Raw genomic sequence first — 20,787 nt, forward strand, 5'->3', positions numbered from 1 at the left:
TCCCCGTCCGCCGGGCGGCGGACGGGGTGGCGCAGGCCTGATGTCTGTTTCCTGCGCGATGCCGCATCCTTGAGGAGTGGAGTTCCTCGGGGACGAGTCGATCGAGCGGGAGGGGAGGGCGCAGGGGATGACTTCCGGCGCACCTGCTCATAACGCTTCGGTGCACAAGGCTGGACGCGGTGCCACGGAGCGGTCGCGGTCAAGGCACCATGGACCGATGCGTGACGACCAGACGCCGACCACCCCCACGCCCCCCGCGGGGCGGGGGTCGATCGGCGCACTCGTCCACCGCGCGGTGGAGGGGGACGAGCAGGCCACGCACGACCTGCTGGCCCACGTCCACCCGCTGGCCCTGCGCTACTGCCGCACCCGGCTCAACCGCCTGCCCGGCGACGCGCGCCACTTCGTCGAGGACCTCGCGCAGGAGGTCTGCGTCGCCGTCCTCATGGCCCTGCCCCGCTACAAGGACACGGGCCGCCCCTTCGAGGCGTTCGTCTTCGCCATCGCCGGGCACAAGGTCGCCGACCTCCAGCGCGCCGCCATGCGCCACCCCGGCTCCACCGCCGTGCCCTCCGACGAGATGCCCGAGCGCCCGGACGACTCGCTCGGCCCCGAGGAGCGGGCCCTCCTCAGTGACGACGCCGAATGGGCCCGCCGACTCCTCGCCAACCTCCCGGACAACCAGCGCGAGCTGCTGGTCCTGCGGGTCGCCGTGGGACTCACCGCCGAGGAGACCGGCCAGATGCTCGGCATGTCCCCCGGGGCCGTCCGGGTGGCGCAGCACCGCGCGCTCAGCCGCCTCCGGGCGCTGGCCGGGCAGTAGGACACGGCCGGTCGGCAGGACGAGGACCGGGCGGCAGGACGCGGCCGGCCGGGAGGAACGCGGGCCGCCGGCCCGCCGTACGGGGTCACCGGCGCCGCCGTATGGCGGATGTCATACGTGTGAACGTACGAAGCTTCCGGGTGATCTTGCTCGTGGAATGAGACACGCGCGCAGCCCGTTAGCATGGACATCCGCACCGATCAAGGCCATTGGGGAAGGTGTCATGACTGCCAACGTCGACGGAGTGCCCGAGAAATTCGCGACACTCGGGCTGACCTACGACGACGTGCTGCTGCTGCCGGGCGCGTCGGACATGGCGCCCGACCAGATCGACACCTCGTCGCGGCTCTCGCGGAACGTCCGGGTCAACATCCCGCTGCTCTCGGCCGCGATGGACAAGGTCACCGAGGCCCGCATGGCCATCGCCATGGCCCGCCAGGGCGGTGTCGGCGTCCTCCACCGCAACCTCTCGATCGCCGACCAGGCCAACCAGGTCGACCTGGTCAAGCGGTCCGAGTCCGGCATGGTCACGGACCCGATCACGGTCCACCCCGACGCCACGCTCGCCGAGGCCGACGCCATCTGCGCGAAGTTCCGCATCAGCGGCGTCCCGGTCACCGACCAGGCGGGCAAGCTGCTCGGCATCGTCACCAACCGCGACATGGCCTTCGAGACCGACCGCGCCCGGCAGGTGCGCGAGGTCATGACGCCCATGCCGCTGGTGACGGGCAAGGTCGGCATCTCCGGCGTGGACGCCATGGAGCTGCTGCGCCGCCACAAGATCGAGAAGCTGCCGCTCGTCGACGACGCCGGCCTCCTCAAGGGCCTCATCACCGTCAAGGACTTCGTCAAGGCGGAGAAGTACCCGAACGCCGCGAAGGACAAGGAGGGCCGCCTCCTCGTCGGCGCCGCCGTCGGTGTCGCCGGCGACGCGTACGAGCGCGCCCAGGCGCTGATCGAGGCGGGCGTCGACTTCATCGTCGTCGACACCGCGCACGGCCACTCCAAGCTGGTCGGCGACATGATCGCCAAGATCAAGTCGAACGCGAACGTCGACGTCATCGGCGGCAACGTCGCCACCCGCGACGGCGCCCAGGCGCTCGTCGACGCGGGCGCCGACGCCATCAAGGTCGGGGTCGGCCCCGGCTCCATCTGCACCACCCGCGTGGTCGCCGGCATCGGCGTCCCGCAGGTCACCGCGATCTACGAGGCCGCCCTGGCCGCCCGCGCGGCCGGCGTCCCGGTCATCGGCGACGGCGGACTGCAGTACTCCGGCGACATCGCCAAGGCCCTGGTCGCCGGCGCGGACACGGTCATGCTCGGCTCGCTGCTCGCCGGCTGCGAGGAGTCCCCGGGCGAGCTGATGTTCATCAACGGCAAGCAGTTCAAGTCGTACCGCGGCATGGGCTCGCTCGGCGCCATGCAGTCCCGGGGCGAGCAGCGCTCCTTCTCGAAGGACCGGTACTTCCAGGAGGGCGTCGCCTCCGACGAGAAGCTGGTCCCCGAGGGCATCGAGGGCCAGGTGCCCTACCGCGGCCCGCTCTCCGCGGTCGTCCACCAGCTGGTCGGCGGTCTGCGCCAGTCGATGTTCTACGTCGGCGGCCGCACCGTCCCGGAGCTCCAGGACCGCGGCCGGTTCGTCCGGATCACGTCGGCGGGGCTGAAGGAGAGCCACCCGCACGACATCCAGATGACGGTCGAGGCGCCGAACTACAGCAGGAAGTAGCAGGAAGCAGCACGGACCCCGGGTGAGGGCGGTCCCGGCATGCGGCCGGGACCGCCCCTCACGCGCGTGTCGGGGATACTGGTAGGCGCAGACGTAGAGGGAAAGGCCACACATCGTGACTGAGATCGAGATCGGGCGCGGCAAGCGCGGCCGCAGGGCGTACGCGTTCGACGACATCGCCGTCGTACCGAGCCGGCGCACCCGGGACCCGAAGGAGGTCTCGATCGCGTGGCAGATCGACGCCTACCGCTTCGAGCTGCCGTTCCTGGCCGCGCCCATGGACTCCGTGGTGTCCCCGGCGACCGCCATCCGCATCGGCGAGCTCGGCGGCCTCGGCGTCCTCAACCTGGAGGGCCTCTGGACCCGCCACGAGGACCCGCAGCCGCTCCTCGACGAGATCACCGAGCTGGACGAGGAGACCGCGACCCGCCGTCTGCAGGAGATCTACGCGGCCCCGATCAAGGAAGAGCTGATCGGTCGGCGCCTCAAGGAGGTGCGCGACTCCGGCGTCGTCACCGCCGCCGCGCTCTCCCCGCAGCGCACGGCCCAGTTCTCCAAGGCCGTCGTCGACGCGGGTGTGGACATCTTCGTCATCCGCGGCACGACCGTCTCCGCCGAGCACGTCTCCGGCGCGGCCGAGCCGCTCAACCTCAAGCAGTTCATCTACGAGCTGGACGTCCCGGTCATCGTCGGCGGCTGTGCGACCTACACCGCCGCCCTGCACCTGATGCGCACGGGCGCGGCGGGCGTGCTCGTCGGCTTCGGCGGCGGCGCCGCGCACACCACGCGCAACGTCCTCGGCATCCAGGTCCCGATGGCCACCGCCGTCGCCGACGTGGCGGCCGCCCGGCGCGACTACATGGACGAGTCCGGCGGCCGGTACGTGCACGTCATCGCCGACGGCGGCGTGGGCTGGTCCGGCGACCTGCCGAAGGCCATCGCCTGCGGTGCCGACGCGGTGATGATGGGCTCCCCGCTCGCCCGCGCCACGGACGCCCCGGGCAAGGGCCACCACTGGGGCATGGAGGCCGTCCACGAGGACGTGCCGCGCGGCAAGCTCGTCGACCTCGGCGTGGCCGGTTCGACGGAGGAGATCCTCACCGGTCCCTCGCACTCGCCGGACGGGTCGATGAACTTCTTCGGCGCCCTGCGCCGGGCCATGGCGACGACCGGCTACAGCGAGCTCAAGGAGTTCCAGCGCGTCGAGGTGACGGTCGCGGACTCGCAGCACAGCCGCTGACGCCCGGCCGCGGCCCCCGCTGAGCGCGGGGGACGCCGCCGAGCACGGGAGGCGCCGCCGAGCACGGAAGGGGCCCGCACCGATGGTGCGGGCCCCTTCCGTGTGCCGGTGCCGGTGCCGCGCCGTGGACGCGGGGCCGCGGAGCGGGGCGACGGCGTGGCGCGGCGGGCGTGGGGCGCGGTTACGCGGCGCCCTTCTTGGCGCCGGCGAAGGCGGTCAGCGCGCCGATGCCGAGGAAGACGTACGTCATCCCGTCCGCGGCGGTCTTCCACAGGTCCGCCAGCTCGGTGAAGTTCTCGAAGAAGATCTCCGTGAACGACGCCTGGCCGAGCTTGCTGAAGACGACGGCGATGGCGACCAGCTGTCCCAGGTAGACGGCGCCCGCCGCGAAGGCCGCGGCACCGACGGCGAGGACGGGGTTGCGCCCGCCGACCTTGCCGGCGACGAAGCCGACGAGCAGGCCGACACCGACCGCCGCGTACCCGATCTCGCGCTCCAGCGCGCCCCCGAGGCCGCCGTACGCGCCGGCGGCGACCAGGGCGGCGCCCAGCGCGGCCAGCAGCCCGAGGGCGATGTTGTTCCGCGCGGGCGCCGGCGGCGGGACCGGGGCCTGCGGGTACGGCGGCGGCGCGGCGGCCGGGCCGCCGGCGAACGGGTTGCCGGACTGCGGCGGCGGAACGGACTGGCTCATGGTGGGGTCCCCCCTGGAGTAGCCGTGCGCGGCCGGGACGGAGATGACGTGTCCACGGCCGCGCGAATCAGAGGCGGACATTAGCAGGCCGCACCGACGGCGGGCGGGGCGTGAGCGGACCGTGATCCGCCCGGAGAGGGGCCGGGGCGGGGCGCGTCGCGGGCGGGCCGCGTCACCGGAGGTGTGCCGTCCGCACCGGGTCGGGAGGGGCCGGGGGCGGACGGCGGGGCGGAGCGGGTCACAGGCGGTGCGCCGCCCCCACCGGGGTGGCGCCGCGCGTGTCGAGCAGCAGCTGCGCCTTCACGGCCAGGCCCTGGAGGTCGTACGTGCGGTGGTGCTGGAGCAGGATCGTCAGGTCGGCCCCGGCCGCCGCCTCGTAGAGGGAGTCCGCGCGCGGGACCGGCACGTCGTGGACGCGCCACACCGGTACGTAGGGGTCGTGGTAGCTGACCGCCGCGCCCATCTCCCGGAGCCGCCGCGCGATCTCGGGGGCGGGTGATCCCGCGCGGTCGGCCTGGTCGGGCTTGTGGGTGACGCCGAGCAGCAGGACCCGGGCGCCGCGCACGGACTTGCCGTGCTCGTTCAGCAGGGTGGCGCAGCGGCGGGTGACGTACTGCGGCATGCGTTCGTTGATCTGGCTCGCCAGCTCGACCAGGCGCAGCGGGCGGTGGGTGCCGACGGTGTCGACGGGCGCGCAATGGCCGCCCACGCCGGGGCCCGGCCGGAACGCCTGGAAACCGAACGGCTTGGTCTCCGCGCACCGGATCACGTCCCACAGGTCGACGCCCAGCTCGTGGCAGAGCACGGCCATCTCGTTGACCAGGGCGATGTTGACGTGCCGGAAGTTGGTCTCCAGGAGCTGCACCGTCTCGGCCTCGCGCGGGCCGCGCGCCCGGACCACCTTGTCGGTGAGCCGGCCGTAGAAGGCGGCGGCGGACTCGGTGCAGGCGGGGGTGAGGCCGCCGATGACCTTCGGCGTGTGGCCGTGGCCGTGGTCACGGTCCTCCGGGGCGGGGCGTGCGGGGGAGTAGGCGAGGTGGAAGTCCCGCCCGGCTCGGAGCCCGGAGCCCTCTTCGAGGAGGTCGCGGAGGGGGCCCTCGGTCGTGCCGGGCGGCACCGGGGACTCCACCAGCACGGTGGTGTGCGGGCGCAGGCGGGCCGCGAGGGCGCGGACGGCGTCGGTGACGGCCGTCAGGTCGAGGGTGCCGGAGGAGCCGGGCGGGGCGGGCGCGCAGACGACGGCCGTGCGGACGCGGCCCAGCTCGGCGGGGTTGGTCGTCGGGCGGAAGCCGGCGGAGAGCATCCGCCGGATCTCCGACGGGGTCAGGGAGCCGTCGACCGGCGGCCGCCCCGCGGCGAGGTCCGCCGCCGGGCGGGGGTCGGTGTCGTAGCCGATGGTGTCGACACCGGCTGCGGAGGCGGCCTGGGCCAGGGGGAGTCCGAGGTGGCCGAGGCCGATGACGGCGAGGTCTGCGGGCATGGGGATGGGCCGTCCTTCCCAGTAGCCGGAGGGGACGAGACGCGCAAGTCCTGTGGACGGAACGAGCGGGCGCTATGTCAGACTAGGCGTAAATATGACCGTTATGCGGTATTGGGTGGCCGTTGTCGTCCGAGTGTTGTCCACAGGTTGCGCGGGGCCGGTGGCCGATGTCGGGGAGCCGGGACAGAATCGACCCCGTGAGCCCGGTCACACGGGGGATCGGCGGCGACGGGAGGCAGCGGTGAGGACAGCGAGACTGGGACCCGCGGAGCGCACGGCGGCGCTGGCGGCGATGGCCGAGCGTCAACTCGACGTACTGGTCGTGGGCGCGGGTGTGGTCGGCGCCGGCACCGCCCTCGACGCGGCGACACGCGGCCTGTCCACGGGGCTGGTGGAGGCCCGCGACTGGGCGTCGGGCACGTCCAGCCGGTCCAGCAAGCTCATCCACGGCGGCCTGCGCTACCTGGAGATGCTGGACTTCGCGCTCGTCCGCGAGGCCCTCAAGGAGCGCGGCCTGCTGCTGGAGCGCCTGGCGCCGCACCTGGTCAAACCGGTGCCGTTCCTCTACCCGCTGCGGCACAAGGGCTGGGAGCGGCTGTACGCCGGCTCGGGCGTCGCCCTGTACGACGCGATGTCCCTCTCCTCCGGCCACGGCCGCGGCCTGCCGGTGCACCGTCACCTCTCGCGCCGGCGCGCCCTGCGGGTGGCCCCCGCCCTGCGCAGGGACGCCCTGGTCGGCGCCCTGCAGTACTACGACGCCCAGATGGACGACGCCCGCTTCGTCGCCACCCTGGTGCGCACGGCCGCGGCGTACGGCGCGCAGGTGGCCAGCCGCGCCCGGGTCGTGGGGTTCCTGCGCGAGGGCGAGCGGGTGGTGGGCGCCCGGGTGCGGGACGTGGAGGCGGGCGGCGAGTACGAGGTCCGCGCCCACCAGATCGTCAACGCCACCGGTGTCTGGACCGACGACACACAGGCGCTCATCGGGGAGCGCGGCCAGTTCCACGTCCGCGCCTCCAAGGGCATCCACCTCGTCGTCCCCAAGGACCGCATCCATTCCACGACGGGGCTGATCCTGCGCACGGAGAAGAGCGTCCTGTTCGTCATCCCCTGGGGCCGGCACTGGATCATCGGCACCACCGACACCGACTGGGACCTGGACAAGGCCCACCCGGCCGCGTCGAGCGCCGACATCGACTACCTCCTCGACCACGTCAACGGCGTCCTCGCCACCCCCCTCACCCGGGACGACGTCGAAGGCGTCTACGCCGGGCTGCGCCCCCTGCTGGCCGGCGAGTCGGACGCGACCAGCAAGCTCTCCCGGGAGCACACGGTCGCCCACCCCGTGCCCGGGCTCGTCGTGGTCGCGGGCGGCAAGTACACGACGTACCGCGTCATGGCCAAGGACGCCGTCGACGAGGCGGTCCACGGCCTCGACGCGCGCGTCGCCCCGTGCGTCACGGAGGAGGTCCCGCTGCTCGGCGCCGAGGGGTACCGCGCCCTGTGGAACGCCCGGGCCCGGACCGCCGCCCGCACGGGCGTCCACGTCGCGCGCGTCGAGCACCTGCTGAACCGCTACGGCTCCCTCGCCGAGGAGGTCCTCGACCTCGTCGCGCAGGACCCGGCCCTGGGTCGGCCCGTGACGGGCGCCGACGACTACCTCCGCGCGGAGATCGTCTACGCCGCCTCCCACGAGGGCGCCCGTCACCTGGACGACGTCCTGACCCGCCGCACCCGCATCTCCATCGAGACCTTCGACCGGGGCACCGGCTGCGCCCGCGAGTGCGCCGAGCTGATGGGGCGCGTCCTCGACTGGGACGAGGAGCGGATCGCGAAGGAGGTGGAGCACTACGAGAAGCGCGTCGAGGCGGAGCGGGAGTCGCAGCGGCAGCCGGACGACCAGACGGCCGACGCGGCCCGGCTCGGCGCCCCGGACATCGTGCCGTTGTGAGGGCGCGCGGCGGCCCCGCCCGCATCGAGCTCGACGCCCGCCTCGGCGGCCCCATGGGCCATCTCCTGCGGGCCGCGACCGGCGCCGACATCGCCGCGGACGTCGTCAGGCTCGCGCTGGGCCGCCCGTCCGAGGGCGACTACGGCCGGGCCCGCCACGCCCTGTACCGCTGCGTGCCGCGGCGCACGACGTCAGGCCCGACGCCCTCCCGGGGCGGGGGGGGTGTCCGGCGTCGGCGGCGTCCGGACGCCGGGGCGTGGGGCGTGAGGCGTCGGGTGGGTGGGCGCGGCGGGCTCGGTAGGCGCGGCCGGGGTGTCGTGGCCGCGGGCCGGTGGCGCGGCGGGCCCGTGCGGGTGGCGTGCGTGGCGGGGTCGGTGTGCGTTGCGGGGCGGTGTGGGCGTCGGGTGGCGTGTGCACGGGGCGGCGGGCCGGTGTGGGAGTCGGTGTCGCGTGGCGAGCCCGGCGGTCGGTGCGGCGGGCGGTGGTCGCGTCAGGCCGGTGGGCGGGCTGGACCGGTGGGGCCCGGGCCGCAGAACTCCGCCGCGAGCAGCGAGCGCTCCAGCGCGCTGCCGGTGGCGCGCGATGACGGCGCGTGGGGGGCCAGGGTGTCCGTGTTCGCCCGGAAGGTGACGACGTGCCGCCCGTCGGCCGTGGCGGCGGCGCGGACGTAACTGCCGGGTATCCGGCCGTTGTGGCCCCACACCGTCACACCGCAGGGGAGCCGCGTCGGCGACAGGCCCGCGCCGTAGCGGCCGCCGGCCGGGGCCGTGTCGAGCAGGGTGCGCAGGGACGCCCGGGGGAGGAGCCGGCCGCCGAGGAGGGCGGCGTAAAAGCGGTTCAGGTCGGCGAGGGTGCTGACCAGTTCACCCGCCGCGCCCGCGGCCCGGGGGTCGAGGGCGGTGACGTCCCGGCCCGCCGAGTCGTAGCCGCGGCCGTGGGGCTCGGGGAGTGAGGTGCGCGTCCCCGGGAACGACGTACCGGTGAGACGCAGGCGGGAGATGATGCGGCGGTGCGCCTCCACGGCGTAGGACCGGCCGGTGGCGCCGGCGATGACCTCGCCCAGGACCACGTAGTTGGTGTTGGCGTAGGAGAAGGCCCCCGGTGCGCGCGGGGGGCGTCGCGCCAGTGCGGCGCGGACGGCTCCGGACGGGGTGGTGGGCCGGATCGGAGGGGCGAGGTCGGGAAGGCCGCTGGTGTGCGTGAGGAGGTGCCGGAGGGTGATGCGGTGGTCCAGCGGTGGCGGGAGGAGGCCGGGGGCGTACGCCGCCGGCGGGTCGTCCAGGGACAGCCGCCCCTCCGCCGCCAGTTGCAGGACGACGGTCGCGACGAACGTCTTGGTGACGCTGCCGGCGCGGAAGTGGTCGGCCTCGCCGACGGCGGGGCCGGTCGTCTCGAACCGGGTGGTCCCGGCCGTCTGGGCGAGGAGTCCGGCGGCGGGCGCCCCACCCGCCGTGACCAGCATGACCAGCGCCGGAGAGGGCTTGCCCGCCGGGTCGCCGACGGACAGTCCGCAGATGGCCAGAACCAAGGGCACCACGAGACTCGTCCTCGACTTCGCCATGGCGCGGACCCCTCCCTCACCGTCATCCTTGCGGACGCTGGACCCGGGAGAACCACCGGTCCCGGAGTGAGGGACAATGAAGGCTCTGCCAGGGCGGGTTACCGCACCGCGCGGAACGCGGCAGGCGCGGGCGGGAAACAGGAACGCAGAGGGGACGCATGTCGGGAGCGGAGCAGTCGCGGGACGCGGCGCGGGATCCTCAGCGGAGCGCCGATGGCGAGGGCACGACCTCGAAGGGTGCGACGGTGAAGGGTGACAAGGCCGAGCAGGCCACGACGTCGAAGGACGCCGGCGCGGCAAGTGGAGCCCCGACGGGCGACGCGCCGGCGGGCGCCCGGCCGGAGGGCGCGTCACCGGCGGGCGACACGCCCGGGAGCGCCACCGCCGGGGGCGGAACGCCCGGTGGCGGGCGCCCCGGTGGCGGTGTGTCCGCTGCCGGTGAGCCCGCGGACGACCGGTCCGGCGCCGCCCCCAAGGTGGACGTCGGCAAGAAGCCCGGCGGCGGCGCCGCCACGGCCGGGGCGGCGCCCCGCGCCACGGCGGCCGGCGGTGACGGGCGGCTCCTGGCCGGCCGCTACCGCCTCGGCGGCGTCCTCGGACGCGGCGGCATGGGCACCGTGTGGCGCGCCGTCGACGAGACGCTCGGCCGGACCGTGGCCGTCAAGGAACTGCGCTTCCCCAGCAGCATCGACGAGGACGAGAAGCGACGCCTCATCACCCGGACCCTCCGCGAGGCCAAGGCCATCGCCCGGATCCGCAACACCAGCGCCGTCACGGTCTTCGACGTGGTCGACGAGGACGACCGCCCCTGGATCGTCATGGAGCTCATCGAGGGCCGCTCCCTCGCCGACGTGATCCGCGAGGACGGCACGCTCACCCCGCGGCGCGCCGCCGAGGTCGGCCTCGCCATCCTCGACGTGCTGCGCTCCGCCCACCGCCAGGGCATCCTGCACCGTGACGTGAAGCCGTCCAACGTCCTCATCTCCGACGACGGCCGCGTCGTCCTCACCGACTTCGGCATCGCCCAGGTCGAGGGCGACCCGTCCATCACCTCCACCGGCATGCTCGTCGGCGCGCCCTCCTACATCTCGCCGGAGCGCGCCCGCGGCCAGCGTCCCGGTCCCGCCGCCGACATGTGGTCCCTCGGCGGGCTCCTCTACGCGTGCGTCGAGGGCCACCCGCCGTACGACAAGGGCTCCGCCATCGCGACCCTCACCGCCGTGATGACCGAGCAGCTCGATCCGCCGCTGAACGCCGGCCCGCTCGACAAGGTCATCTACGGGCTGCTGGCCAAGGACCCGGCCCAGCGCCTCGACGACGCGGGCGCGCGCGCCCTGCTGACCGAGGTCCTCCGGCTGACCGGCGCTCAGGCCGCGCCGGCCCCCGAGCCCTCGCCGGAGGCCACCCGCGTCGTACCGCTGCCGCCCGTGCCGCCGCCGGTCGCGGGGGACGCCGCGACCACCCCGGCCGGCCCCGCGGCCCCCGCCCCGGCCGGCGAGGCGACCGCCGACCGGCTGCGCGGCGCCCTGCGGTCGGTGCGGAACGCCGCAGCTACGGCGACCGCCGCGAAGCAGAACCGGCCCGCCAAGCCGGAGCGTTCCGGTCCGCCCGCTCCCGTGCGGGCGCCGCTCACCGACGTGGTGCCGCGCCGCACGCTGGTCACCATCGCGCTCGTCGCGGTGCTGGCGGTCGTCGCCACCGTGCTCGCCTTCTCCCTCGGCAACGACGACACCGGCGCCCAGGGCAAGGGCGGCGACAAGGCGGCCACCGCCGGCGCCACCGCGGGCGGGGCGGACGACGCCGCCGCCACGGGCGGCGACGCGGGCAACGACGGCCGCCCCGACGGCGGGCAGGGCACCGAGCAGGGCGGCGACCAGCCGGGCACCACGGCCGGCACGTCCGGCGCCGACTCCGGCACCGGAACGAGCACCGGCACCACCAGCGGGACCGGCGCCAAGCCGTCCGCCGCCCCCGGCACCGGAACGGCCCTCCCCGCCGGGTACAAGACGGTGAGCAACGGCCGCTTCCACTTCTCCATGGCCATGCCGGAGAACTTCCGCATGACGGGCGTGGCGGGCCGCGGCTCCGGCGGGATATACAGCGCCTCCGGTGGCTTCCCGCGGGTCCAGGTGGACTACACCGCCAGCCCGGGTGCCGACGCCCGCGCCGCGTGGACCGCCGCCATGGGCGCCGTCGCCGCGAGCAGCAACGGCTACGCGCACCACGGCATCAAGAAGGTCTCCTACAACGGCTACCCGACCGTCGCCGACTGGCAGTTCGAGCGCAATCAGGGCGGCGAGCGGGTATGGGTGCTGAACAGGGGCTTCAAGGTCGACGCCACGCACGGCTACGCGATCATGATCTCCTGCAAGTCCGCCGAGTGGAACGAGCCGGCGTGCACCACGCTGCGGAACACGGCGTTCGCGACGTTCCGGCCCACGGACTGACCGCGGGCACGTATCGTGAGAGCGCCCGGACCGTACAAGGCTGAATCAAACGGGTAACCGCACAGGAACCGATCAGGAATTGACGGCTTCGGACGGTCGGTGCGATCGGGGGAGCCGGCGGGACAGCGTGCTGCTGGGAGGCGTCGTGGACGACTACGCGGGAAGGGTGCTCGCCGACCGCTATCGCCTGCCGCTCGCGCCCGCCGACGAGGACGGCGGGAGCGGGGCGTACGGGCCCGTCGAGACGCGCGCCTTCGACACCTACAGCGGCCAGGAGGTCCTGGTCCGGCAGCTGCCCCTGCCGGAGACCGTCGACGCCGAGGTGGTCGACGCCGACGACCCGTACCGCCGCCCCCCGGGGCGGGCCGCGCAGCGCACGGCCGTCCGGGCGACCGTCGACCCCGCCGTCCGGCGGGCCGTCGAGGCCGTGCAGGCCGTCGCCCGGATCCCCGACCACCCGCGCCTCGACCAGGTCTTCGACGTCTTCACCGAGGGCGGCTCGCTGTGGATCGTCAGTGAGCTGATCGACGCCCGGCCGCTCGCCGCGCTGGTCCGCGACGAGCCGCTGACCGCCTACCGCGCCGCCGAGATCGCCTCCGACGTGCTGACCGCGCTGCGCGCCCTGCACGTCCACGGCTGGACCCACCGCAACGTCACCGCCCGCACCGTCCTCGTCTGCGACGACGGCCGCGTCGTCCTCAGCGGCCTCGCCGCGGGCGCCGCCGAGGAGGCCCTCTGTGGCTACGCCCCGGTGCCGCTCACCGAGGACGCGGAAGTCCACCCGTACGAGGAGGACGACGCCGCCGGGGACGAGGGGACGTACGAGGACGAAGGGGCGTACGGGTTCGACGGGGCGTACGTCGACGAGGACGTCGACGAGGAGGGCGAGGCCGTCGGCGCGTTCGAGGGCGAGGCGGGTCGGGACCGGTACGGGGACGCGTACGACGACGGCTCCGGCGTGTACGACGACGGGGACGCGTACGCCGACCGCCCGTACGACCGGCCCGCGCACGGCTCCTCCCGGGACGGCTCCCACGGTGACGACCACGACGACGGCCACGCCGGGGGCGCCTACGGTGGCGCCGGGCGCGGCGGCCGGTACGTGCCCGCCCACGGGACGGCCCCGGCGCCGCTCCCGCCCGGCCCGCCGGCCCTGCCGAGCGGTTACGAGCCGCAGTACGTCGCCCAGGCCGCCGACCGCATCGCCGACGACGGTGACGACGCCCACTACACCGACGACGGCGACTACACCGACGACGACACCCACCACACCGCGCACCACACCGCGCACCACGCCGACCACGACACCCACGCCGCCGACGACGACGAGCACGGCGCGCCCCACGGCCGGACCGGGCACGGTCCCGCCCGCCACGGCCACGGTCACGTCCCCGGCCCCCACGCCCCCCGGGACCACCGCCCCGGCGGTGGTCCCCCGCGTGCGCTGCTCGCCGGCACCTGGCGTGACGGGCCGGTCTCCGCGGGCGGCGGCAGGTCCCCGTACGGCGACGTCGCCCCGTACGGCGGCGCCCGTGCCGCCCTGAGCGCCGACGCCCAGCGCCGCGGCACGCAGCCCCCGCCGCCCCGCCGCGAGGCCCCCGCCCCCGTACCGGTCGCGGCCGGGGCGGGGAGCGCCGACGGCGGCGCGTACCGCGGCCCCGGCACGCCGCTGGAGGCCGAGCGGGCCCGCCAGGCCAGGATCACCCTCGTCGGCGCCGTCACCGAGCGCTGGGCGCCCGAGCAGGCCGGCCCCGTGCACGGCACCTGGCAGCTCGCCCCGCCCATCGGCCCGGCCACCGACCTGTGGGCGCTCGGCGCGCTGCTGTTCCGCGTCCTGCAGGGCCACGCGCCCTACCCCGAGGACAGCGCCGCCGAGCTGGTGCAGATGGTGTGCTCCGAGCCGCCCGCGTACGCCGAGGACTGCGGCGCGCTGCGGCCGGTCGTCGAGTCGCTGCTGCGTCAGGACCCCACGGAGCGCCCGGACGTGGAGGAGCTGCGCGGCTGGCTGCGCTCGCTCGTCCGCTCGGCACCGGAGCCCGACGCGGGCTCGTCCGTGGTGCCCATGCCGTCCGTCGACGCGGCCCGGCTGCCCATCGTCCGCCGCCGCGGCGACCTCGTCCGCAGGCGCCGGACGGCCGCCCCGGCGCCCGCCCGGCACCGCCACAAGAAGGCCAGGGACCGCCGCCAGAGCGGTGGCAGCCCGCGCGCCCTGGGGCGCACCCTGCTGCTGCTGATACTGCTGGCGCTGGGTGCCGCGCTGGCGTACGCGGCGGTGTTCATGCCGAAGGCGGGGACGCGCGACGAGTCCCGGGAGCCGACGGGCACGGCCGTGCCGACGGCGACCACGCCGCACGGGCAGGTGCCCGCCCCGGCGCCGGAGCCCTCGCTGAGCCCGTCGCCGGGCGGGCAGGCGCCCTCGACGAACGCCGTGACGCCCACCGCGCCCGCGCTGCCCGAGGGTTACGTCGTGCGGGATGACCCCGAGGGGTTCCGCATCGGCGTGGACCGGACGTGGCGGCGCAGCCCCATCAACGACATCGGGCAGGTCCGGTACTCCGACGGCGACTTCACGCTGATCGTCGTCCCCGGCCGCGACACCGTCCGCACGGCCGGCGCGGACCCGCTGGAGTACCAGCGCGCCAGGGAGCGGGAGCTCCAGCCGTGGCGCGACTCGTCCTGGGCGACGGCGAGCGGGCTGCGCCGGGTCGACGTCGGCCGACAGGCGATGGCGGAGGGCCAGTTCACCTGGCAGGACGCCAACGGCCGCCAGGTGTACGTGCGGAACCTCGCGCTGCTGGTCGGCGACCGTTACCACGTCGTCCAGGCCATCGGCCCGGAGGTCGAGCGGGACCGGGTCTCGGAGGTCTACGAACAGGCCACACGGGTGTACCGCGCGCTGCGTTGACGAACCGCCAGGGCCTCTGGCGCGTCACCCTCAGTGGCGAATTCGCGCCAGACGACGGGTGGCTCGTCACGGTGCGGTCTCCGTGGCCGCCCCGAGGTTCCGCCACCCGCACACCCTCCGTAACCTTGCTGCGAAGCAGCGGGGCGGGGCCGAGCGGAGACACGTGGAACACACTCAGGGCATGGGCGCGGGGCTGGTACTCGCCGGCCGTTACCGGCTGGGGGAGACCATCGGTCGCGGGGGCATGGGCAAGGTGTGGCGCGCCCATGACGAGGTGCTCCACCGTACCGTCGCGGTCAAGGAGCTGACGGCCGGCCAGTACGTCTCCGAGGCCGACCGGGTCGTGCTGCACGCCCGGACCCAGAAGGAGGCGCGGGCCGCCGCGCGGATCACGCACCCCGCGGTCGTCACCGTGCACGACGTGCTGGAGCACGACGACCGCCCGTGGATCGTGATGCAGTACGTCGACGGCCCCTCGCTCGCCGACGCCGTCAAGGCGGGGGCCGACGGCCGCATCGACGCGCGCGAGGCCGCCCGGATCGGGCTGCACGTGCTGGGCGCGCTGCGCGCGGCGCACGCGGCCGGCGTGCTGCACCGGGACGTCAAGCCCGGCAACGTCCTGCTGGCCCGGGACGGCCGGGTCCTCCTCACGGACTTCGGCATCGCCGCCATCGAGGGTGACTCCACCATCACCCGCACCGGGGAACTCGTCGGCTCCATCGACTACCTGGCGCCCGAGCGGGTCCGCGGCGGGGACCCCGGCCCGGCGTCGGACCTGTGGGCGCTGGGGGCCACGCTCTACACCGCCGTCCAGGGCGCGTCCCCGTTCCGCCGGTCCTCGCCGATCAGCACCATGCAGGCCGTGGTGACGGAGGAGGCGGAGCCCGCCGGGCACGCCGGCCCGCTCGCCCCGGTGATCACCGCGCTGCTCCGCAAGGACCCCGCGGACCGGCCCGACGCGGCCGAGACCGAGCGCATGCTGATCGAGGCGATGGAGGGCCGCACGCCCTCCGCCGCCCAGGCGTACGTCGCCACCCGCTCCCTCTCGGCGGACGAACTGCGGGAGTTGCGTGAGCTTCGGGAGGCGCACGGGACTCGTGTGCCCCGTGAGGGCTCCCGGGCCGACCGGTCCGGGACCGGGTCGGGTACCGGATCCGGTACCGGGGGTACCGCTTCCGGCGCCGGTGCCGCCTCCGGACCGGACGCCCGGCACCCCGCCGCCGTACCCGCGCAGCGTCCGGCACCCCCGGCGCACGGAAACACGGGGACGGCGCACGCCTCGCCGCACGCGCCCCCCGTGGGTGGTGGCCCCGGCGGGCGCGCCCGCTGGCGCAGGGCCGCCCTGGTGCTGGTGCTCGCCGCCGCCGTGGGCGCCGGCGCCGGCTTCGCCGGCATGCGGTACGCGGACGGCAGCCGCGGCGCCCACACCACCACCACCGGCTCCACCACCGGTTCCACGCCCGATCCGAGCACGTCGGCCGTACAGGCCGGCGGCCTGCCGGAGGGGTGGCGGCGCGTGGAGGACCCACTCGGCTTCAGCCTCGCCGTGCCCCCGGGCTGGAAGCGGCAGATGGACGGCGACCAGATCGACTACACGCCGGACAACGGCCGCCACCGCATACGGATCAGCGTCGACGACGCTCCGGACTTCGAAAACCCGTACACGCACATGCTCGACGTCGAGAAGAGCCTGAAGAAGCGGTTGCCGGAGTACCAACGGGTAAAGCTGACCCAGAATACGTTCCGAGATCGACAGGAATCCTGTCTCTGGGAGTTCACCTGGCGCGAGAAGAGGACACACCCCGGACAGCGCCACGCGATCGACCAGGTGTACTACACGGACGACGGAACCGAGTACGCGCTGTACATGTCGTCTCCCGAGGAGGACTGGGCGACCACCCGGGAGCAGTTCGACATCGTGCTGCGCCACTGGCGACCCGCCGGGGGGTGACCTCCTCGGCGCGAGCGGAGGAGATGGCCGTGTCGGTCGGAGGGTGGAGACCGGAGGAGCAGGGGGACCCGCAACATCCGCAGCACCCCGTGGGCCCCCGGCGTCCGCAGCACCCCGTGGACCCGTCGCGTCCGCAGCACCCCGGGCAGCCGGGGCGGGCGCAGGAAGAGGCGCGCGAGCAGCGGCGGATCGTCGGCCGCTACCGCCTGGAGGCGCGGCTGGGGCGGGGCGGCATGGGCACCGTGTGGCGCGCCCACGACGAGCTGCTGGGCCGTCCGGTGGCCGTCAAGGAGCTCCACGTCGACACGGGGGCCACGGGCGGCGCGGACGCGGCCGTCGACACGACGCTGCGCGAGGCGCGCGCCGTGGCCCGGGTGCACCACCCGCACATCGTCTGCGTGCACGACGTGGTGGAGGAGGACGGCGTCCCCTTCATCGTCATGGAGCTCGTCGAAGGGGTGTCGCTGGCCGAGCGGATCGCGGTGCGGGGGCCGGTCGACGCGCGCGAGGCGGCCGGGATCGGGCTGGCGCTGCTGTCCGCGCTGCGCGCCGCCCACGCCATCGGGGTGCTCCACCGGGATCTGAAACCGGCCAACGTGCTGGTGGAGGAGGCCACGGGGCGGGTCGTCCTCACGGACTTCGGGATCGCCCAGCTCGCCGGGGCCACGACGCTGACCGAGTCGGGCATGTTCGTCGGGTCGCCGGAGTACACCGCGCCCGAGCGGATGCAGGGCAACCAGACCGGACCCGCGGCCGACCTGTGGTCGCTCGGGGTGCTGCTCTGCGCGGTCATGACGGGGCGTTCCCCCTTCCACCGCGACTCGCTGGGCGGCGTGCTGCACGCGGTGGTCGAGGCGGAGATCCGTCCGCCGGCCGCCGCCGGACCGCTGCTGCCCGTGGTGCGCGGTCTGCTGGAGCGCGACCCGGCGCGCCGGATCGACGTCGTGGAGGCGGAACGGCTGCTCAGGGCGTACGCGGCGATGCCGCCCGGCCCGGCCCTGCCCGCTTCCGGCGCCCCGGACCCCGGCCCGCTCGGTCCGGCAGGGTCCGGTCCGACGGGGTCCGGCTTTCCGGACGGTGGCCTCGCGGGTGCCGGCCTGCCGGGAGGTGGCCTTCCCGGAGCCGGCGACGCGGGCCCGCGGGACGCCGTACCGCCGCCGGACCCGCACGCCCCCGCCGCCCACGACCGGCCCGAGGACGGCCAGGCCCAGGGCGGTGGCGCGCCGGGGGAGCGGGGCGACGCGCCGCAGGGCGCCCGCTCCCACACCGTCCCGCCGGCCCGGGCGCGCGACCGCGTCCGGCACATGGTGCGGGCGCTGCCGAACAGGTCGTCGCCCCGCGGCGCGCCGGAGGAGCCGCCCTTACCGCCACCCGCCCCCGAGCCGCCGGACCGCGGCCCCGCGGCCCCCACGCTGCCCACGCCGCCGCCCCCGGGCGCCGAGCCGGCGGACGCGGTGCTGCCCGACGCCGTACCCTTCGACGCCGACGCCCAGCCGGTGCCCGGCACGCCGCTCACGCCGGGCGTCCCCGTGCCGCCCGGCGCGCCCGAGGGCGCCGCGCCGTCGCCGTACGGGCCGCCCGCCGACGATCCGGGGCCGTACGGGTCGCCCGCCGACGATCCGGGGCCGTACAGGTCGCCCGCCGACGACCCGGGGCTGTACGGGCCGCCCCTGTACGCGTCCCCGATCGCGGTGCCGGGCCCGTCCGTCGACGGTTCCCCGCCGTACGGGGCGGGCCCGTACGGCCCGCCGGCCGACGCGCCCTCGCCCTACGGCCCGCCGCCCCACGGCCAGGCCGACGCGTCCTCCGGCGCGCGCCGGGCCGCCCGCCGCGGCCTCCTCGCGCGATCGGGGCGCGACCGCCGCCCCGCCCCGGTCCGCCGACCGGCCGCCCCGGCGGCCGCCCCGCTCGTCGTCGCCCTCGTCGTCGCCATCGCCGTCGCCGTCACCCTCGGCGTGGTCCTGTTCCTCACCACGCGCTGACGCCCCGCGCCAGCGCCCGCGCCCCCACCGCCGCCCGACCCCCACCCCCCGCGCCCCGCCACCGCCCTCCGCGCCCCCCACCTGCCGTCGTCCGGCTCCGCCCCCCGCGCCCCGCCGCCGCCCTCCGCACCCCGTACGGCCCGCGACCGTCCGCCCCCACCGCCGCGTCCCGCCGCCGCCGTCCGGCGAGCCCCGTCACATTCCGCCGACGGGTGTGGATACGCGCTGATCAGGGGTTATCTGCCAGTGAACACTGGCGCGATGTGGAGGCCCGGCGAAAAGACGTTACCGCCGGGTACCCAAAGCGGCCGCTCCCGCATACCCTCGCCCCCATGACGGACACGCAGGCCCGCGCCAACGCCACCGCATCCACGTCCACGCCGGCCACCTCCTCGTCGGCGCCCGTGCCGCCGGGGGCGACCAACCCCGTGGCCTTCGCGCCCGCGGCCGCGCGGACGGCCGCCGACGTCGTCACGCCCGAGGTCGTCGCCCAGCTCGTCCGCGGCGTCGTCGGCTCCGGCCGGACCGCCAACCACACCCCCTTCACCGGGGAGCGGCTGGCGGAGCTGCCCGAGTCGACCCCCGAGGACGTCGCCGAGGCGTTCGCCCGCGCCCGCGCCGCCCAGCCCGCCTGGGCCGCCACCCCGGTCCGCCGCCGCGCGGCCGTCCTGCTCCGCTTCCACGACCTGCTGCTGGAGCGCCAGGCGGAGGTCCTCGACCTCATCCAGCTGGAGACCGGCAAGGCGCGGCTGCACGCCCACGAGGAGGTCCAGGCCGTCACCCTCGCCGCCCGCCACTACGGTGTGCGCGCCGCCGCCTACCTGGGGCCGAAGCGGCGCGGCGGCGCGGTACCGGCCCTCACCAAGGTCACGGAGCTGCGCCAGCCGCGCGGGGTCGTCGGGCAGATCTCGCCCTGGAACTACCCGCTGGAGCTGTCCGTCGGCGACGCGCTGCCCGCCTTCGCCGCCGGCAACGCCGTCGTCATGAAGCCCGACACCGAGACGGCGCTGACCGCCCTGTGGGCCCGTGACCTGCTCGTCGAGGCGGGGCTGCCCGCCGAGGTGTTCCAGGTCGTCCTCGGCGACGGCCCGGTCGTCGGCCCCGAGGTGGTCCGGCACGCCGACTACGTCTCGTTCACCGGCTCCACGCGCACGGGCCGCGAGGTGGCCAAGGGCGCCGCGGCCCGGCTCGTCGGCGTCTCCCTCGAACTGGGCGGCAAGAACGCCATGCTCGTGCTGCGCGACGCCGACGTCGAGAAGGCTGCCGCGGGCGCCGTCCGCGCCTGCTTCTCCTCCGCGGGCCAGCTGTGCATCTCCATCGAGCGCCTCTACGTCCACGAGTCCGTCGCCGACGCCTTCCTGGAGCGGTTCGTCGCGCGGACGAAGGCCATGCGGCTGGGCACGGCCCTCGCGTACGGCGCGGACATGGGTTCCCTCGTCGGCGAGCGGCAGTTGGAGACGGTCGTCCGGCACGTCGAGGAGGCCGTCGCGAAGGGCGCGGAGGTCCTCGCCGGCGGTGTCGCCCGCCCCGACGTCGGCCCCCTGTTCTACGAGCCGACCATCCTCGACGGCGTACGGGAGCCGATGGCGGTGTGCGGCGAGGAGACCTTCGGCCCGGTCGTCTCGGTGTACCGCTTCACCGACGAGGACGAGGTCGTGGAGCGCGCCAACGCCACCCCGTACGGCCTCAACGCCAGCGTCTGGACGAAGGACGGCCGCCGCGGCCTCGCCGTCGCGTCCCGGCTGCGCGCCGGCACCGTCAACATCAACGAGGGGTACGGCGCCGCGTACGGCAGCGTGCAGGCGCCGATGGGCGGCATGAAGGACTCCGGCCTCGGCCGGCGCCACGGCTCGGAGGGCATCCTCAAGTACACCGAGGCCCAGACGGTCGCCCACCAGCGCCTCATGCCGCTCGCCCCCTCCTTCGGCATGGACGACGAGAAGTACGCGGCGTTCATGAGCCGCAGCCTGCGGCTGATGAAGGCCCTGCGCCTGCGCTGACGACGGGCGGGCCGCCCACCCCCACCGAGGCCC

Annotated in this window: 12 protein-coding genes; 9 read left to right on the forward strand and 3 right to left on the reverse strand. The window is 75.5% G+C overall.

Annotation, left to right across the window (positions count from 1 at the left end; translation table 11 throughout):
• Positions 1 to 217: 217 nt before the first annotated feature.
• The 3 genes from NRO40_RS18220 to NRO40_RS18230 all read left to right on the forward strand — a co-directional run bounded on the left by NRO40_RS18220 (position 218) and on the right by NRO40_RS18230 (position 3,789).
• Positions 218 to 823 carry a sigma-70 family RNA polymerase sigma factor gene (locus NRO40_RS18220; RefSeq protein ID WP_058943125.1) on the forward strand — a complete coding sequence of 202 codons (606 nt, stop codon included), beginning with the start codon at positions 218 to 220 and terminating at the stop codon, positions 821 to 823.
• A 223-nt stretch (positions 824 to 1,046) separates the two neighbouring features.
• A complete protein-coding gene (gene guaB / locus NRO40_RS18225; protein WP_058943124.1) occupies positions 1,047 to 2,549 on the forward strand; it encodes an IMP dehydrogenase in 1,503 nt (500 codons plus the stop codon).
• Positions 2,550 to 2,664: 115 nt separating this feature from the next.
• Positions 2,665 to 3,789: a GuaB3 family IMP dehydrogenase-related protein gene (locus NRO40_RS18230; protein WP_058943123.1), complete on the forward strand. Its 1,125-nt coding sequence runs from the start codon at positions 2,665 to 2,667 to the stop codon at positions 3,787 to 3,789.
• 181 nt (positions 3,790 to 3,970) lie between these two features.
• On the opposite strand, the gene NRO40_RS18235 is transcribed toward NRO40_RS18230, so the two are convergent.
• The gene (locus NRO40_RS18235) at positions 3,971 to 4,480 is read right to left on the reverse strand and encodes a hypothetical protein (protein ID WP_058943122.1); all 510 of its coding nucleotides are present in this window, start codon (positions 4,478 to 4,480) and stop codon (positions 3,971 to 3,973) included.
• Between the two features lie 238 nt (positions 4,481 to 4,718).
• On the reverse strand, positions 4,719 to 5,960 hold the full coding sequence (locus NRO40_RS18240) for a nucleotide sugar dehydrogenase (RefSeq protein ID WP_058943121.1): 1,242 nt from the start codon (positions 5,958 to 5,960) through the stop codon (positions 4,719 to 4,721).
• A 241-nt stretch (positions 5,961 to 6,201) separates the two neighbouring features.
• Between NRO40_RS18240 and NRO40_RS18245 the strand changes: the two genes are divergently transcribed.
• A complete protein-coding gene (locus tag NRO40_RS18245) occupies positions 6,202 to 7,908 on the forward strand; it encodes a glycerol-3-phosphate dehydrogenase/oxidase (protein ID WP_058943120.1) in 1,707 nt (568 codons plus the stop codon).
• A gap of 490 nt (positions 7,909 to 8,398) precedes the next feature.
• Here NRO40_RS18245 and NRO40_RS18250 read toward each other — a convergent pair whose 3' ends face one another.
• Complete coding sequence (locus tag NRO40_RS18250) at positions 8,399 to 9,469, reverse strand: serine hydrolase domain-containing protein (RefSeq protein ID WP_058943119.1); 1,071 nt, start codon at positions 9,467 to 9,469, stop codon at positions 8,399 to 8,401.
• A 158-nt stretch (positions 9,470 to 9,627) separates the two neighbouring features.
• Between NRO40_RS18250 and NRO40_RS18255 the strand changes: the two genes are divergently transcribed.
• The 5 genes from NRO40_RS18255 to NRO40_RS18275 all read left to right on the forward strand — a co-directional run bounded on the left by NRO40_RS18255 (position 9,628) and on the right by NRO40_RS18275 (position 20,754).
• The gene (locus NRO40_RS18255) at positions 9,628 to 11,916 is read left to right on the forward strand and encodes a serine/threonine-protein kinase (RefSeq protein WP_058943118.1); all 2,289 of its coding nucleotides are present in this window, start codon (positions 9,628 to 9,630) and stop codon (positions 11,914 to 11,916) included.
• A gap of 145 nt (positions 11,917 to 12,061) precedes the next feature.
• Positions 12,062 to 14,821, forward strand: coding sequence for a protein kinase (locus NRO40_RS18260; protein WP_058943155.1), 2,760 nt, complete (start codon positions 12,062 to 12,064; stop codon positions 14,819 to 14,821).
• A 163-nt stretch (positions 14,822 to 14,984) separates the two neighbouring features.
• Entirely contained in the window at positions 14,985 to 16,772 is a 1,788-nt protein-coding gene (locus NRO40_RS18265; protein ID WP_058943117.1) for a serine/threonine-protein kinase, read from the forward strand.
• Between the two features lie 116 nt (positions 16,773 to 16,888).
• Complete coding sequence (locus NRO40_RS18270; protein ID WP_408057023.1) at positions 16,889 to 18,754, forward strand: serine/threonine-protein kinase; 1,866 nt, start codon at positions 16,889 to 16,891, stop codon at positions 18,752 to 18,754.
• Positions 18,755 to 19,086: 332 nt separating this feature from the next.
• Entirely contained in the window at positions 19,087 to 20,754 is a 1,668-nt protein-coding gene (locus NRO40_RS18275; RefSeq protein WP_058942729.1) for a succinic semialdehyde dehydrogenase, read from the forward strand.
• Positions 20,755 to 20,787 lie beyond the last annotated feature (33 nt).

It is taken from the genome of Streptomyces changanensis, from assembly GCF_024600715.1.
In the GTDB taxonomy this organism is placed as follows: domain Bacteria; phylum Actinomycetota; class Actinomycetes; order Streptomycetales; family Streptomycetaceae; genus Streptomyces; species Streptomyces changanensis.

Bases quoted from the DNA above. Each gene is read 5' to 3' on its own strand.
- NRO40_RS18255 (WP_058943118.1), top strand. From the start codon at position 9,628: ATGTCGGGAGCGGAGCAGTCGCGGGACGCGGCGCGGGATCCTCAGCGG.
- NRO40_RS18235 (WP_058943122.1), bottom strand. From the start codon at position 4,480: ATGAGCCAGTCCGTTCCGCCGCCGCAGTCCGGCAACCCGTTCGCCGGC.
- NRO40_RS18275 (WP_058942729.1), top strand. From the start codon at position 19,087: ATGACGGACACGCAGGCCCGCGCCAACGCCACCGCATCCACGTCCACG.
- NRO40_RS18240 (WP_058943121.1), bottom strand. From the start codon at position 5,960: ATGCCCGCAGACCTCGCCGTCATCGGCCTCGGCCACCTCGGACTCCCC.
- NRO40_RS18250 (WP_058943119.1), bottom strand. From the start codon at position 9,469: ATGGCGAAGTCGAGGACGAGTCTCGTGGTGCCCTTGGTTCTGGCCATC.
- NRO40_RS18220 (WP_058943125.1), top strand. From the start codon at position 218: ATGCGTGACGACCAGACGCCGACCACCCCCACGCCCCCCGCGGGGCGG.
- guaB (WP_058943124.1), top strand. From the start codon at position 1,047: ATGACTGCCAACGTCGACGGAGTGCCCGAGAAATTCGCGACACTCGGG.